The 15,123-nt window shown below is 68.9% G+C and carries 12 protein-coding genes; 4 read left to right on the forward strand and 8 right to left on the reverse strand.

The window, feature by feature from the left end:
- Positions 1-4 precede the first annotated feature (4 nt).
- From ACFYZ8_RS12625 to ACFYZ8_RS12645, 5 genes are all read right to left on the reverse strand, one after another.
- Positions 5-955, reverse strand: a complete 951-nt coding sequence (locus tag ACFYZ8_RS12625) for an ABC transporter permease (protein WP_388534828.1) — start codon at positions 953-955, stop codon at positions 5-7.
- A complete protein-coding gene (locus ACFYZ8_RS12630; RefSeq protein WP_359030170.1) occupies positions 948-1,880 on the reverse strand; it encodes an ABC transporter permease in 933 nt (310 codons plus the stop codon). The genes ACFYZ8_RS12625 and ACFYZ8_RS12630 overlap by 8 nt, the downstream gene beginning before the upstream one ends.
- Positions 1,881-2,020: 140 nt before the next feature.
- The gene (locus tag ACFYZ8_RS12635) at positions 2,021-3,646 is read right to left on the reverse strand and encodes an ABC transporter substrate-binding protein (RefSeq protein WP_359030169.1); all 1,626 of its coding nucleotides are present in this window, start codon (positions 3,644-3,646) and stop codon (positions 2,021-2,023) included.
- 629 nt (positions 3,647-4,275) lie between these two features.
- Positions 4,276-6,183 carry a translational GTPase TypA gene (gene typA, locus ACFYZ8_RS12640; protein WP_359030168.1) on the reverse strand — a complete coding sequence of 636 codons (1,908 nt, stop codon included), beginning with the start codon at positions 6,181-6,183 and terminating at the stop codon, positions 4,276-4,278.
- Between the two features lie 126 nt (positions 6,184-6,309).
- Positions 6,310-8,556, reverse strand: a complete 2,247-nt coding sequence (locus ACFYZ8_RS12645; RefSeq protein ID WP_388534833.1) for an ABC transporter family substrate-binding protein — start codon at positions 8,554-8,556, stop codon at positions 6,310-6,312.
- Positions 8,557-8,854: 298 nt separating this feature from the next.
- Between ACFYZ8_RS12645 and ACFYZ8_RS12650 the strand changes: the two genes are divergently transcribed.
- Genes ACFYZ8_RS12650 through ACFYZ8_RS12665 form a run of 4 tightly spaced genes read left to right on the forward strand, consistent with a single transcriptional unit; the run spans position 8,855 to position 12,714 of the window.
- On the forward strand, positions 8,855-9,145 hold the full coding sequence (locus ACFYZ8_RS12650; protein WP_359030166.1) for a hypothetical protein: 291 nt from the start codon (positions 8,855-8,857) through the stop codon (positions 9,143-9,145).
- Between the two features lie 19 nt (positions 9,146-9,164).
- Entirely contained in the window at positions 9,165-10,001 is an 837-nt protein-coding gene (locus ACFYZ8_RS12655; protein ID WP_359030165.1) for a hypothetical protein, read from the forward strand.
- A 17-nt stretch (positions 10,002-10,018) separates the two neighbouring features.
- Positions 10,019-11,947 (forward strand): fumarate reductase/succinate dehydrogenase flavoprotein subunit, encoded by a 1,929-nt coding sequence (locus ACFYZ8_RS12660; protein WP_388534836.1) that lies wholly within the window; start codon positions 10,019-10,021, stop codon positions 11,945-11,947.
- Positions 11,944-12,714: a succinate dehydrogenase/fumarate reductase iron-sulfur subunit gene (locus ACFYZ8_RS12665; RefSeq protein WP_359030163.1), complete on the forward strand. Its 771-nt coding sequence runs from the start codon at positions 11,944-11,946 to the stop codon at positions 12,712-12,714. Before ACFYZ8_RS12660 ends, ACFYZ8_RS12665 begins: the two co-directional genes overlap by 4 nt.
- Here the strand turns inward: ACFYZ8_RS12665 and ACFYZ8_RS12670 are convergent.
- The 3 genes from ACFYZ8_RS12670 to ACFYZ8_RS12680 are packed head-to-tail and all read right to left on the reverse strand — an operon-like array spanning position 12,695 to position 15,098.
- Positions 12,695-13,003: a hypothetical protein gene (locus ACFYZ8_RS12670; RefSeq protein ID WP_359030162.1), complete on the reverse strand. Its 309-nt coding sequence runs from the start codon at positions 13,001-13,003 to the stop codon at positions 12,695-12,697. The genes ACFYZ8_RS12665 and ACFYZ8_RS12670 overlap by 20 nt on opposite strands.
- Positions 13,004-13,007: 4 nt before the next feature.
- The gene (locus ACFYZ8_RS12675) at positions 13,008-13,976 is read right to left on the reverse strand and encodes a phosphotransferase (RefSeq protein WP_388534839.1); all 969 of its coding nucleotides are present in this window, start codon (positions 13,974-13,976) and stop codon (positions 13,008-13,010) included.
- Positions 13,977-14,021: 45 nt separating this feature from the next.
- Entirely contained in the window at positions 14,022-15,098 is a 1,077-nt protein-coding gene (locus ACFYZ8_RS12680; RefSeq protein WP_388534842.1) for a hypothetical protein, read from the reverse strand.
- Positions 15,099-15,123: the final 25 nt, after the last annotated feature.

Genomic DNA, 15,123 nt, shown 5'->3' on the forward strand with positions numbered 1-15,123 from the left:
TCCCTCAGCGCATCTTCGGGTCGAGGGCGTTGCGTACGGCCTCACCGAGCATGATGAACGCCAGCACCGTGATGCTGAGCATGATCGACGGATAGAGCATGATCCACTGGGCCACGCGGATCGAGTTGCCGCCGTCGGAGATGTCGTTGCCCCACGACACGCCGCTGAGGCCGAGCCCCAGGAAGGACAGCGTCGCCTCGGCGGCGATGTAGACGCCGAGCGAGATGGTGGCCACGACGATCACCGGGGCGAGGGTGTTCGGCAGGATGTGCCGGAACATGATCCGCGGGGTGCCCGCGCCCAGCGCCTTGGCGGCCTGTACGTAGTCGGCCTGCTTGGTGGTGATGACCGCACCGCGCATCACGCGCGATATCTGCGTCCAGCCGAACAGGGACAGCGCTCCGATGACGATCCAGGTCGTGCGGTCCGGGAAGGAGTTCAGCACGACCATGGTGCCGAGCAGGAACGGGATGCCGAAGAACACATCCGTCAGCCGCGACAGCACCGAGTCGACGATCCCGCCGAAGTATCCGGAGATCATGCCCACCAGGCTGCCGAGCAGCGTGACGGCGACGGTGGTGCCGAAGCCCACGGCGATGGAGGCCCGGGTGCCGTAGATGACACGGGCGTACACGCTGCGGCCCTGCTGGTCGTAGCCGAGCCAGCCGGCCGATCCGACATCGCCCAGCTTGGGCTTCTGCAGGTAGTGCTTGGACAGGTCGCCGAGGATCGGTTCCGCGCTGGTGAACCAGCCCGGGAAGAAGGTGATCAGCATCAGGATGAAGATCAGCACGCTGGAGACGATGAAGATCCAGCTGCGACGCAGGTCGGCCCAGGCGTCGCCCCACAGACTGCGGGCCTTCTCGGGCTTGTTCTCCAGGGCCGTCACCGCGGGCGTGCCGCCCACCGGGTCCAGGGCGCCGGTCTTCACGTCGGTCTTGGTCACATCAGGCATAGCGAATCCTCGGGTCAAGGACCGCGTAGAGCAGGTCGACGAGCAGGTTGGCGACGAGGTAGATGAGCACGAGGACCGTCACCAGGCCGACCAGGGTGGTGCCTTCGCGGCGGACGATCGACTGGTAGATGGTGAGGCCGACGCCCTGGATGTTGAACAGCCCCTCGGTGACGACGGCGCCGCCCATCAGCGCGCCGATGTCGGTTCCCAGGTAGGTGATCACCGGGATGAGCGAGTTGCGCATCAGGTGGACGCCCACCACACGCTGCATCGGCAGGCCCTTGGCGATCGCGGTGCGGATGTAGTCCGCGCGCCGGTTCTCGGCGATGGAGGTCCGGGTCAGCCGGGTCACATAGGCCAGTGACGCGGTCGCCAGGACGATCGCCGGCATCAGCAACTGACCGTAGTTCGTCGAGTCGTTGACGTTTGGGTCCAGCCACTGGAGCTGCTCGGCGAAGACCAGCTTGCAGATGAAGCCGAGGACGAAGACCGGGACCGAGATGAACAGCAGCGTGATCACGAGGACCACGTTGTCGGTGAGCCGGCCGGCGCGCAGGCCCGCCACCACACCGAGGGCGATCCCCAGGACGACCTCGATGGCGAAGGCCAGGGAGGCGAGGCGCAGGGTCACCGGGAACGCGTCACCCAGTACGTCCGTGACGGGACGGCCGCTGGCGATCTGCGTGCCGAAGTCCCCGTGCAGGATCATGTCCTTCATGTAATGCCAGTACTGCACCAGGATCGGCTGGTCCAGGCCGTACTCATGTCTCAGCGCCGCGATCACCTGCGGGCTGCCGGCCTTGTCGCCGAAGAGGCCGCGCACGGGGTCACCGGGCAGGGCGTAGACCATGAGAAAGATCAGCAAAGTTGTCCCGATGAACACCGGGATCATCTGGAGCAGTCGTCGTGCGACGTAGCGCCCCATCGTGCCTCCATGTCAGTCACGGCGGCAGCCGACGGGCCCTTTCCCCGCGCATCACCTGAAGATGCGGGTGGAAAGGGCCCCCCGGCCGCTGCCGTTCCCCGGGCGGGGCTCACCACGCCCGGGTCTACGGTCCGTTGCGGTTACTTCTTGACCTGAACGCCGGTCAGGATCGGGTCACCGTCCTGGGCGTACTTGACGCCGCTGACCTTCTCCGAGTAGCCCGCGTTGACCTTGTAGTACCAGAGCGGGATGCTCGGCATGTAGTTCGGGAGCACCTTCTCGACCTGCTGGTAGAGCTTCTCCGACTCGTCCAGCGACTTGGCGGCGTCGGCCTGCTTGATCAGGTTGTCGATCTCCTTGCTGGAGAAGCCACCCTGGTTGCCGTCCGAGTGCGTGCCGAACAGGTCGCGGATGAAGTTGGCGATGAACGGGTAGTCGAGCACCCAGCCGGAGCGGTACAGCGACTTGACCTCGTGCGCGTCACGGGCGTTGAGGTCCGCCTGGAAGTCCGCCTTGGAGTCGCCGGTGCAGGCCACGCCGACGGCCTTGGTGATGGAGTTGCAGACCGCCTCCACCCACTCCTTGTGACCGCCGTCCGCGTTGTACTGGATGGAGATCTTGTTGCCCGGGACGCCGCCACCCTCCTTGATGAGGGCCTTGGCCTTGGCCGGGTCGTACTTGGTGATGTCACCGGCGGCGTTCGGCTGGTAGCCGAGGACGCCCTTGGCGACCCAGCCGGTGGCGGGCTCACGGGTGCCCTGGAGCACCGTCTTGGTGATGGTGTTGCGGTCGATCGCCATCGACAGGCCCTGGAGGACCTTCGGGTTGATGCCCTTCCACTGCTTGGTGTAGAAGGCCACCGCGATGCTCTGGATCGCGGAGTAGGACTGGTCCACCGCGCGGTCGCCGAGGTCCGCCTTGTAGACGGGCAGGTCGCGGGGCGCGAGCTGGCGCAGGACGTCGACGTTGCCGGACTTCAGGTCCTCGTAGGCCGTCTCCAGGTTGGTGTAGTTCTTGAAGATCACACCACCGTTCTTGGCCTTGTTGGGACCCTGGTAGCCGTCGAAGCGGGCGACCTCGATCGACTTCTTGTGGTTCCAGCTGACGAACTTGTAGGGGCCGTTGCCGACCGGCTTCTCACCGGCGGCCTTCGGGTCCTTGTAGAAGGACTCCGGCAGCGGCGAGAAGACCTCGTAGCCCAGCTTGTACACGAAGTACGGGATCGGGCTGTTCAGCGTGATCGTGAAGGTGTTGTCGTCGACGACCTTCAGACCGGACATCTCGGTGGCCTTCGGCTTGCCCTTCTCGGGCGCGACGTCGGAGTAGCCCTTGATGTCCGAGAACCAGAAGCTGTTGGTCTGCTTGTTCGCCGGGTTGGCGGCCCAGTTCCACGCCTTGACGTAGGACTCGGCGGTCACCGGGGTGCCGTCGTGGAACTTCCAGCCGGGCTTCAGCTTGACCGTGAAGGTCTTGTTGTCCGTGCTGTCGACCGACTGGGCGTTCATCATGACGATCTTGCCGCTGGAGTCATAGTCGACGAGCCCGGTGAACAGGGCCTTCGTGACGATGCTGCCGTTGGACTCCATGGTGTTCGCCGGCTGCAGCGGGTTCTGCGGCTCACCGACCTCGATCGAGAACTTGCCGTTCGGGTCGATCGCGGCCTTGCTCTTGCTGTCGCCGTCATCACTGCCACCACCACAGGCGGTCGCGCCCAGCGCCACAACCGCGGCTATCGCGACCCACTTGGCGCTCTTGGCACCGCGCATGGGTTCCTCCTCATGAGTCCATTTGTTCACCGCATGGGGGAGCACATGACACACAACCATCACCGTCTCCGGTGTCGGAATAGTCAGATGCCCCCGCGCTCGTAAGTCGGCGCAGTCTGCCGCGCGTGACCCGTTGATCCGAGCTCTACGCGCCTAACTATCTGCCATGCGCCATGACCGAACCACATCCCTGAGGTCTCGGTTCGATCACACCTGACGCTCACATCTTCCAAAATCCGGACAAACAGTTTGCCGAAAGATGCCTGCGAAACGGACTTGTTACACATCTATCGGAAGTAAGTGTCCGCATTCCGGACGCCCGGCAGCTGAAAAGCGATTGCGTGTGCCCGGCTCTCCGTGCAAGGGGCCCTGGCGTGCCCGCGCGCCGCGGGCGAGAGAAGCGGCAGATCTTGACGTTCCGCCAATTGCCCTTCACAGCAAGGGCGTTGAGGCGAGCCGGACCGCATGCCCGCGGACGCACCACAGGCGGCTTCAGTGCCAGGGTAGTGGGAGCCACCGCCCCACAACGGCTTCCGCCTCCAAATCGAGGGTTTTCCCTGTGCCCCCAGACGGCGCCGGGCACCCCCGCCTGAGGCGGGGGTGCCCGGTGTGCCGATGGTGCGGCGGGGTCAGCCGTGCTTGGCGCGGCTCGCGGCGCGGGCGCGCTCGCGGGCGTCCAGGTTGACCTTGCGGATGCGGACCGCTTCCGGGGTCACCTCGACGCACTCGTCGTCGCGGCAGAACTCCAGGGACTGCTCCAGGGAGAGCTTGCGCGGCGGGACGATCGACTCGGACACGTCGGCCGTGGACGACCGCATGTTGGTGAGCTTCTTCTCCTTGGTGATGTTGACGTCCATGTCGTCGGCGCGGGAGTTCTCGCCGACGATCATGCCCTCGTACACCTCGGTACCGGGCTCCACGAAGAGCACACCGCGCTCCTGGAGGTTCGTCATCGCGAAGGCGGTGACGGCGCCCGCGCGGTCGGCGACCAGCGAACCGTTGTTACGGGTCTGCAGGGTGCCGAACCAGGGCTCGAAGCCCTCGTGGATGGAGTGTCCGATGCCGGTGCCGCGGGTCTGGGTCAGGAACTCGGTCCGGAAGCCGATGAGACCGCGCGAGGGCACCACGAACTCCATGCGGACCCAGCCGGAGCCGTGGTTCGACATGTTGTCCATACGGCCCTTGCGGACGCCCATGAGCTGCGTGACCGCGCCCATGTGCTCCTCGGGCACGTCGATGGTCATGCGCTCGACGGGCTCGTACACCTTGCCGTCGACGTCCTTGGTGACCACCTGGGGCTTGCCGATGGTCAGCTCGAAGCCCTCCCGGCGCATGGTCTCGACCAGGATGGCGAGCGCGAGCTCACCACGGCCCTGGACCTCCCAGGCGTCGGGGCGCTCGGTGTCCAGGACGCGCAGCGAGACGTTGCCGATCAGCTCGCGGTCCAGGCGGTCCTTGACCTGACGGGCGGTCACCTTGCGGTCCTTGACGGCCGCCTTCGCGTCGGCGCCCTTGCCGGTGCCGCCGCGGCCGACCAGCGGCGAGGTGTTCGTACCGATGGTCATGGAGATCGCCGGCTCGTCGACCGTGATCAGCGGGAGCGGGATCGGGTTCTCGGGGTCGGCGAGGGTCTCGCCGATCATGATGTCCGGGATACCGGCGACCGCGCAGATGTCACCCGGGCCGGCCTTCTCGGCGGGCTTGCGGGTGAGCGCCTCAGTCATCAGCAGCTCGGAGATCCGCACGTTGCTGACGGTGCCGTCGCGCTTGATCCAGGCGACCGTCTGGCCCTTGCGCAGCTCGCCCTGCTCGACGCGGAGCAGCGCGATACGGCCGAGGAAGTTGTCGGCGTCCAGGTTGGTGACGTGCGCCTGGAGCGGGGCCTCCTCGTCGTAGGTGGGGGCCGGGATGTGCTGCAGGATGGTGGAGAAGAAGGGCTCCAGGCTGTCGCTGTCCGCCGGGACCGTGCCGTTCTCCGGCTTGGTCAGCGAGGCGACGCCGTCACGGCCGCAGGCGTAGACGATCGGGAACTCGATCTGCTCCTCGTCCGCGTCCAGGTCGAGGAAGAGGTCGTAGGTCTCGTTGACGACCTCGTCGATCCGGGAGTCGGGCCGGTCCGTCTTGTTGATGCACAGGATGACGGGCAGCCGCTGCTGGAGCGCCTTGCGCAGCACGAAGCGGGTCTGCGGGAGCGGGCCCTCGGAGGCGTCGACGAGGAGGACGACACCGTCCACCATCGACAGACCGCGCTCGACCTCGCCGCCGAAGTCGGCGTGACCGGGGGTGTCGATGATGTTGATGGTGATGACGTCCCCCCCGTCCTTGGGGTGGTACTTCACCGCCGTGTTCTTGGCGAGGATCGTGATGCCCTTCTCACGCTCCAGGTCGTTCGAGTCCATCATGCGGTCGTCGACGCCTTCGAGCTGGTGGGCGGCGAAGGCACCGGCCTGCTTCAGCATGCCGTCGACGATGGTCGTCTTGCCGTGGTCGACGTGGGCGACGATGGCTACGTTGCGGATGTCGTGGCGCGTGGCCATGAAGGCGTACTCCCGGAGTGTGAGGAAGGCCGACGCGTACGTCTGTGTTACGCGGACCCTGCCGGGCTGAACACGCCACGGCCTCACCCCATCGTACGGTGCCTGCCGGGCAGGGGCTCGCCGGGCTCAGTCCCCGGACGGACTCGCCGACGCCTTCGCGCCTTTCTTCAGGAAGCCCATGTCCTCGAAGACGGGCGTCTGGAAGCCGAAGGCACCCGCGTTCACCACGTCCTTCTTCGCGGCCGTCAGCTGGGGCCGCTGGTACAGCGGGATGGAGCCGGCGGCGGCCCAGATCCGGGAGTCGGCCTTGCGGATCAGGCTCCGGCTCTTCCCCTCGTCGAGCGTGCTGACGGCCTGGTCGAAGAGCTGGTCCACCTGGTCGGTGCCGACCCGGGTGTAGTTCTGCTCGACGTTCAGCGACCCGTCGGCGGCCGGCACCGGCTTCGCGAAGATGGGGCGGGCGTCGGTGGCGGGGAAGGCCGACGCGGGCCAGGAGTACAGCGCGAGGTCGTACTGCCCGGACGCGATGTGGTCCTTGAAGTAGCTCTCGTCGGAGACCTTGGAGATCTCGGTCCGGATGCCGACGTTCTCCAGCATCGAGGAGATCCGCCCGGCCACCGTGCGCAGGCTCTGGGAGCCGGGCCCCGACGGGAGCACGAACCGCAGGGTGAGCGCCTTGCCGTTCTTGGCCAGCACCTTCGTCGCCGCGTCGGCGGGGGCCGCCGTGCCCTTGGGCGCGTACGCCCCGGGCGCGCCGCCCTGCTTGAGCGTGTTCGCGTACTGCTTGCCGTCCTGGGCGAGGTGCCGTGGGCCGTCCGCGCCGTCGCGGTGGTCCTTGGGGTCCTTGTCGTCGCTCGTGTGGTTGTTCTTGTCGTCCTCGCCGACGACGTACGTCCCCTCGTCCCCGTCCTCCCCGTCGTCCGAGTCCCGACCGGCCTTCTTGCCCTCGGTCCCCGCCGCCTTGCCGCCCTTCTTCTTCTCCTTGTCGACCGGGCCGCCGGGCACCCACCCGGCGTCCGCGAGGAGCGCCCGTGCCTCCTTGGCGTCCTGGCCGCCGAGCGCGCCGCTGTTGTCGGCGTAGGCGTCCTGGCCGGAGAGCGCGAGATGGCTGCCGACGGGCACCGCGGGCAGCCCGAGCGGGGAGAGGACGACCCCGGCCAGCGCCTTGCGGTCGATGGCGCGGGCCACGGCCCGGCGCACCCGCTCGTCGGCGAGCGGGCCCGAGGCGCCGTTGAGGGCGAGCTGGGTGTAGGCGGGCTCCAGGGACCTGCGGACCTCGAAGCCCTTCAGGGCCGCCTGCTCGCGCCGGTACGCGGCCAGTGCCCTGCGCTCCTTCTGCCGGGCGCTGACCTCCTCGTCGGCGGCCTCCTCGTCGTCCCCGTGGGCCTCGGCCCAGGAGCGCAGCGCGTCGGCCGCGCCCAGGTTGCTGCCGGAGCCGTGGGCGGGAAGCCCGCCGGGGCCCGCCACGGGGCTGCTGCCGGACCTGGTCGCCGCGCGGGCGGCCAGGCTGATGCGGCCGAGCGCCTCGGGGTCGATCTCGGCGAGTTCGATCTCGCCGGCGGCCAGCGCGGCGGTCCGCTTGTCGCGCGGTACGGCGCGCAGCACGATCTCGTTCAGCTTGGCCGGGTGGCCCCACCAGCGCGGATTGCGGGTGAGGGTGACCTCGTCGTCCTTGCGGTCGACCTTCTTCAGCTGGAAGGGACCCGCGGTGACCTTGAGCTTCTTGCGCGCGGAGTCGTTGAAGGAGTCCGGGGTGCCCATGACGTCCTTGGGGTACAGCGGCGAGAACAGCGAGCGCCAGTCGGCGTACGGCCGCGCGAAGGTGACCCGGACCTCCAGGTCGTTGGCCCCGCGCTCGATCTTCTCGATGCGCTCGTAGCCGGCGTTGCGGGCGGTCCAGTACGCGGAGTCCTTGCCTGACAGGGCGCGCCACTGGGCGGCGAAGTCGGCGGCGCCGATCTCCCGGCCGTCGCTCCACACGGCCTGCTGGTTCAGCTTGTACAGCACGACCTGCTTGGGCTCGGTCTCGACGACCTTGGCCGACTCCAGGTAGTCGGGGTTGACCTGCGGACGCCCGTTCGCGTCGAGCCGGTACATCGACGGCAGGACCGCCTGGGCGACGGTGGTGGTGGTCGCGTCCGCGTCCGCCTGGAAGGTGTTCAGGGTCTCCGGTACCGCGTCGACGGCCCAGTGCAGGGTGCCGCCGTCGGCGACCCGGTCGCGGGCCGCGGGTGCGATGTCCTGTTCCGCGAGCGGTTTGCTCGCCTCGTCCCCGGAACCGCACCCGGCCAGCGTGGGCACCGCGAGCGCACCCGCGGTGAGGAAGGCGACCGAGCGCATGACCGCGCGCAGTCCGACGCCGTTGTGGGACATCTCTGCTTACCTCCGGGAGCCGCGGGCGTTATGATCACTTTTGGCGGTATATGGTGCTGATCACATCTATGCGGTCACTGAAGAGGAAAGGGTTCGGCAACGGACGGCGACACGGCGACGACGGCCGGGAAGCCCACCCGTGCGGCGCAATCGACGGCGCACGAGGGGCGCGCACGGAGGCACACGATCCGCCAATCCATGCACGTCCCTTCACACCGGCAGGTGTGACGCGCAACACTCGCAGGCGCATGACCGTTCCCGTCCAGGGCAACCCCGCCCACGGAAGTGAGGTCACGTCATGTCCGTGCACGACGAACTGGCAGCGGCCCAGCGCTCGCTCGACGAGGTGCTCAGGTATGTCAAGCGCCTGGAGCAGCAGCTCGGCAGCGGCAGCCTGGAGATGCGCCGCGTGCGCATCGACGCCGACCGGCTGCGCGAGAGCCTCGCGCTGCTGAGGGAGACCGACCCGGCGCTGGCCAAGGCCCGCCGTCCGGATCTCGTCGCCATCTCCGACACCCCGTACGACAACACCCTGTGGACGGACTCGGACGACGAGGGACTCGGCGCCCGCGACCGCCGAGCCCCCTGAACCCGACCGGAGTCAAGCGTTGGCCACTGGTACGGAACCTCCCGACACCGAATCCCATCCCGTCCGCGGCGGCGTACGCACCGGTACGCGCGCCGCGATCGACGCCCCGCACCTGCGCACCGACCGCTGGTGGCTGGCGCCGGCGGCCACGGCCGCGGGGCTGCTCGCCTTCATCGTGTACTCGACCTGGCGGGCCTTCGCCGACACGGACTACTACGCGGCCCCGTACGTCTCGCCGTTCTACTCGCCCTGTCTGGCCGAGCGCTGCGCGCCCATGCGCCACGGCCCCAACTGGGAGCTCTTCGGCGGCTGGTGGGGCATCTCCCCCGCGATCATCATCCTGATCTTCCCGCTCGGCTTCCGCCTGACCTGCTACTACTACCGCAAGGCCTACTACCGGGGCTTCTGGGCGTCCCCGCCGGCCTGCGCGGTGGCCGAGCCGCACAAGAAGTACACCGGTGAGACCCGCTTCCCGCTGATCCTGCAGAACATCCACCGGTACTTCTTCTACGCCGCGATCCTGGTCGCCGGGATCCTGACCTACGACACCGTGCTCGCCTTCCGCAACGAGAAGTACGAGTGGGGCCACATGGGCCTCGGCACCCTGGTGTTCCTGGTCAACATCGTGCTGATCTGGGCGTACACGATCTCGTGCCACTCCTGCCGGCACATCGTCGGCGGCAAGCTCAAGCACTTCTCCAGACATCCCGCGCGCTACCGGGCCTGGCAGTTCGTCGGGAAGCTCAACGCCCGCCACATGCAGCTGGCCTGGGCCTCACTGGTGAGCGTGGCGCTCGCCGACTTCTACGTCTTCCTGGTCGCCTCCGGCGCCTTCGACGATCCGCGCTTCTTCTAGATTGAGGGTGCCTTCTGATGTCCGTGGTCGACCGGCAGGAATGGGACGTCGTCGTGGTCGGCGCCGGAGGGGCCGGTCTCCGCGCCGCCATCGAGGCCCGCGAGCGCGGCGCCCGCACCGCGGTGATCTGCAAGTCCCTGTTCGGCAAGGCGCACACCGTGATGGCCGAGGGCGGCATCGCGGCCAGCATGGGCAACGCCAACGCGAACGACAACTGGCAGGTCCACTTCCGCGACACCATGCGCGGCGGGAAGTTCCTCAACCAGTGGCGGATGGCCGAGCTGCACGCCCAGGAGGCCCCGGACCGGGTCTGGGAGCTGGAGACCTGGGGCGCCCTGTTCGACCGTACGAAGGACGGCCGGATCTCCCAGCGCAACTTCGGCGGCCACGAGTACCCGCGCCTCGCCCACGTCGGCGACCGCACGGGCCTCGAACTGATCCGCACGCTCCAGCAGAAGATCGTGTCCCTCCAGCAGGAGGACAAGAAGGAGACCGGTGACTACGAGTCGCGCCTGAAGGTCTACCAGGAGTGCACGGTCACCCGGGTACTGAAGGACGGATCGCGGGTCTCGGGTGTCTTCGCCTACGACCGTGAGACCGGCCGTTTCTTCGTCCTGGAGGCGCCCGCCGTCGTGATCGCGACCGGTGGCATCGGCAAGTCCTTCAAGGTGACGTCGAACTCGTGGGAGTACACCGGCGACGGTCACGCGCTGGCCCTGCTCGCGGGCGCGCCCCTGCTGAACATGGAGTTCGTCCAGTTCCACCCGACCGGCATGGTCTGGCCGCCCTCCGTGAAGGGCATCCTCGTCACCGAGTCGGTGCGCGGCGACGGCGGGGTGCTGCGCAACTCCGAGGGCAAACGGTTCATGTTCGACTACGTCCCGGACGTCTTCAAGGAGAAGTACGCCGAGTCGGAGGAGGAGGGCGACCGCTGGTACGAGGACCCGGACAACAACCGGCGCCCTCCCGAGCTGCTCCCCCGTGACGAGGTCGCCCGCGCGATCAACTCCGAGGTGAAGGCCGGCCGCGGCTCCCCGCACGGCGGGGTCTTCCTGGACGTGTCCACGCGTATGCCCGCGGAGGTCATCCGCCGCCGGCTCCCCTCGATGTACCACCAGTTCAAGGAGTTGGCGGACGTCGACATCACGGCCGAGCCGATGGAGGTCGGGCCGACCTGTCACTACGTGATGGGCGGGATCGCGGTCGAGTCGGACACGGCGGCGGCACGCGGGGTGCCGGGGCTGTTCGCGGCCGGTGAGGTCGCGGGCGGCATGCACGGCTCGAACCGCCTCGGCGGCAACTCCCTGTCCGACCTGCTGGTGTTCGGGCGCCGGGCGGGCTGGCACGCGGCGGAGTACGCGACCTCGGCTCAACGGCCTCCCGTGGACGAGGCCCAGGTCGACGCGGCGGCCGCCGAGGCGCTGCGACCGTTCTCGGCGGAGGGCACCGAGCCCGCCGAAGGGCCTCCGGAGAACCCGTACACCCTGCACCAGGAGCTCCAGCAGGCGATGAACGACCTGGTCGGCATCATCCGCCGCGAGGCCGAGATGGAGCAGGCCCTGGAGAAGCTCGCGGATCTCCGGGTACGGGCCCGGCGGGCCGGGGTCGAGGGGCACCGGCAGTTCAACCCGGGCTGGCACCTCGCCCTGGACCTCAGGAACATGCTGCTGGTCAGCGAGTGTGTGGCGCGGGCCGCGCTGGAGCGGACCGAGTCGCGCGGCGGCCACACCCGCGAGGACCATCCGGCGATGGACCGCGAGTGGCGCAACGTCAACCTGCTGTGCCGACTGACCGACCCGACGGGCGGGTTGGCGGCGACCGACCCCGTCCGGGGCCAGATCGACCTGACCCGTGAGACCACCGACCCCATCCGCGCCGACCTGCTCGCCCTCTTCGACAAGGAGGAGCTGGTCAAGTACCTCGCCGAAGAGGAGCTGTACGAATGAGCGGCTACACGGCCCACTTCAAGGTGTGGCGCGGTGATGTGAAGGGCGGCGGCCTGGAGGACTTCAAGGTCGAGGTCAACGACGGCGAGGTGGTGCTGGACATCATCCACCGCCTCCAGGCCACCCAGGCGCCCGATCTCGCGGTCCGCTGGAACTGCAAGGCGGGCAAGTGCGGTTCGTGCTCGGCGGAGATCAACGGGCGGCCGCGGCTGATGTGCATGACCCGCATGTCGGTGTTCACCCCGGAGGAGACGATCACCGTCACCCCGCTGCGGGCCTTCCCGGTGGTCCGGGACCTGGTGACGAACGTCGGCTTCAACTACCAGAAGGCGCGCGAGGTCCCGGCGTTCGTGCCGCCGGCCGACCTCGGTCCCGGCGAGTACCGGATGATGCAGGAGGACGTGGACCGCTCGCAGGAGTTCCGCAAGTGCATCGAGTGCTTCCTGTGCCAGGACACCTGCCATGTGGTCCGCGACCACGAGGAGAACAAGACGGCGTTCGCGGGCCCGCGCTTCCTGATGCGGGTGGCGGAGCTGGACATGCACCCCCTGGACGCGGCCGAGGACTCCGGCCTGGACCGCAAGAAGACCGCCCAGGACGAGCACGGGCTCGGCTACTGCAACATCACCAAGTGCTGCACGGAGGTCTGCCCCGAGGGCATCAAGATCACGGACAACGCCCTGATCCCCCTGAAGGAACGGGCAGTCGACCGCAAGTACGACCCGCTGGTGTGGCTGGGGTCGAAGATCAGGAGGAGGTCTTCCTAGCAGGCGCATGCTGGGCGAGCCGCTGGAGAACGCTCCCGCCGACGAAGGACAGCGCCAGACCGAGCAACGGGACGTACACGTCCTGTGTGGGCGGGCTCCCCAGCGGCCCCAGGAACAGGAACACACCCAGCCCCACCGCGTGCAGCAGAGTGCCGCACCCGGACAGCCTCGGCCGCAGGACCGAGTTCCGGAGCCAGGGCGGCACCCAGCCCGTCGCGAGCTGCACGGCACCGAGCACCGACAGCGCGCCCACCACCACGGCCGCCACGACCACCAACACCGAGTTCACGCGCTCACTTTCGCACGAGCTCCAACACCCTGACCAGGTTGTGTTCCGCGATCTCCCGCATCCCCTCCGGGTGCGGGAAGTCGCCCTCGATCAGGCGCAGGGGTCCTGCGACCAGGGAGACGTGCATGGCGAGGCGGTAGAGGCGCATGCGGTCCTCGTCCAGGTCGGGGACGCGCAGGACGTCGTAGTGGGGGCCGAAACGGATCCGCAGGAAGACGTGCTCCCACTCGACGTCGAAGTACATGAGCCCTTCGATGTCGATGAGGGCGGGCCTGCCCCGGTGGTCCAGCAGGACGTGGTCGGCGCCGAGTTCGCCGTGGATGAGGGTGTGCCGGTCGCGGGGCCGGACGGCCGCCGCGAGCCGCCGTACGGCATCTTCGAGGTCATCCCGTACGACGGCGATCCGCTCGTCGCGTACGGCGGTCTCCTCGATGTCGCGCAGGGCGCCCTCCGTGACGCGCCGGGCCGCCGAACTCGACGACGAGGTACCGCCGTTGTCGACGAGGCCGACCTTGCCGAAGGCGGGGCCCTCCTGCGAGTGCAGGGTCGCGAGTTCTGCGGCGAACCCCGCCAGCGCTGCGCGTCCGGCGACCGGGTCCCGCTCCAGGGCGTCCTCCAGGCTGCCGCCGCGCATGTCCTCGACGACCACGGCGTTCATGGTGGTGTCCGAGTACAGGAGGCGCGGGGTGCGGACGCCGGCCGCGGCGAGCCGGTCGTGGGCCGCGGTGAACACGTCGAGGCTCGTGCCCGCGGAGAAGGGGTCGCGGGGGTCGGAGGGGCCGGCGTCCCAGTAGTCCTCGTCCGGCGACCAGACGTAGGCGACGACGGTGGTGCCGTCGTCGAGGGCGAGCCGGTAGACGCCCTTCTTCGTACCGCCGCGCAGGCGGGCCACGGCGGTGAGCGAGCGACCGGTCGCCGCCCGGGCAAGAGGCGCGAGGTCGTCGCGGGTGAGGTGTCTGCGGGTGCTGGTCACCGGGCAGATCGTCGCAGCGCGGGGCACCGGACCGCAGGTGGTTTTCTAGCGGACCCAGTCCCGCTCGTACGCCGTCCAGTCCGCTTCCGTGGCCGCGAAGTCGACGTACAGCGCCACCCCGAAGTTCGCCCGGTCCGCGTCGGTGCGGGAGAGGCCGAGGCGGACGCCCCGGACGGCCGCCGGGACGGTCTCCGCGAAGGACCAGTGGTCGAAGTTGTCCTCCCGGTAGAAGGGCAGGCCCATCAGCAGGTCGGTGGAGTCCGGGGTGACCTCCAGGGCCAGTGAGGTCTGCTGGGCGACATAGCCGCCGTAGAGGCTCTGAAGCGGTGTGCTCGTGTCGTACGACATCACCGCGATCTGGTCGACACGCCGCGCGACCTGCCCGAAGTAGGCCTGCGACCACCACTTGGGGTGCCCGGCGAGCGCGCCCGCGACGGAGTGCAGCGCGGGCAGCGGGTCGATCTGGTGGGCGGCGACCGAGAGGGGGACGCCACGGGCGCGGGTGACCTGGCGGAGGGTGTCGAGGAGGTCGAGGTAGTCCTGGTCGCCGGAGTGCAGGGGCTCCAGGTCGAAGTGGGCGCCGTCGAACCCGGCGGCGAGGATCTGGCGGGTCGAGCGGACGACGGCGGCCCGGGTGTCCTTCTCGGTGAGGCGCATGCCGTCCGGGCTCTCAGTGGCGAGCTTGTCGCCGAGCCAGGCCTGGACGCGGATGCCGGGAGCCGCCTTGTGCACGGCGCCGATCAGCCAGCCCGCCTTCGGATACGCCGACGCGGGCAGCGTGCCGTCGTGCTCCAGGGGACCCGCGTGGACGTACAGGTCCCGGATCCCGGTGTCCCGCAGGCGCCGGGCGAGGGCGGTGACGTCGGCGTCGGTCCTGCGGCCGTCCACCCAGGCGTGGCCGAGCCAGATCGCGTCCTTGTCGCGGGTCCGGGTGCCGTCGGCGGGGTCGCCCGCGTAGTTGAGGCGCAGCGCGACGGCGACGGTGAGGAGGGGGAGGAGGACGACGAGCGCGAGCGCGAGAACACCTCGGCGGAGCCGGCGGCGGCGTCTCGGCTTCGGCGCCAGTGCCTCCTTCTCCGTCTCGTCGTCCCCGTCGGCCGGTATGTCCGGCGTCTCTGCCATCCGCTTCCCGTCCCCTCGTGTACCC

This window comes from Streptomyces sp. NPDC001668 (assembly GCF_042893155.1).
In the GTDB taxonomy this organism is placed as follows: Bacteria; Actinomycetota; Actinomycetes; order Streptomycetales; family Streptomycetaceae; genus Streptomyces.

Bases quoted from the DNA above. Each gene is read 5' to 3' on its own strand.
- ACFYZ8_RS12625 (WP_388534828.1), bottom strand. From the start codon at position 955: ATGCCTGATGTGACCAAGACCGACGTGAAGACCGGCGCCCTGGACCCG.
- ACFYZ8_RS12630 (WP_359030170.1), bottom strand. From the start codon at position 1,880: ATGGGGCGCTACGTCGCACGACGACTGCTCCAGATGATCCCGGTGTTC.
- ACFYZ8_RS12635 (WP_359030169.1), bottom strand. From the start codon at position 3,646: ATGCGCGGTGCCAAGAGCGCCAAGTGGGTCGCGATAGCCGCGGTTGTG.
- typA (WP_359030168.1), bottom strand. From the start codon at position 6,183: ATGGCCACGCGCCACGACATCCGCAACGTAGCCATCGTCGCCCACGTC.
- ACFYZ8_RS12645 (WP_388534833.1), bottom strand. From the start codon at position 8,556: ATGTCCCACAACGGCGTCGGACTGCGCGCGGTCATGCGCTCGGTCGCC.
- ACFYZ8_RS12650 (WP_359030166.1), top strand. From the start codon at position 8,855: ATGTCCGTGCACGACGAACTGGCAGCGGCCCAGCGCTCGCTCGACGAG.
- ACFYZ8_RS12660 (WP_388534836.1), top strand. From the start codon at position 10,019: ATGTCCGTGGTCGACCGGCAGGAATGGGACGTCGTCGTGGTCGGCGCC.
- ACFYZ8_RS12665 (WP_359030163.1), top strand. From the start codon at position 11,944: ATGAGCGGCTACACGGCCCACTTCAAGGTGTGGCGCGGTGATGTGAAG.
- ACFYZ8_RS12680 (WP_388534842.1), bottom strand. From the start codon at position 15,098: ATGGCAGAGACGCCGGACATACCGGCCGACGGGGACGACGAGACGGAG.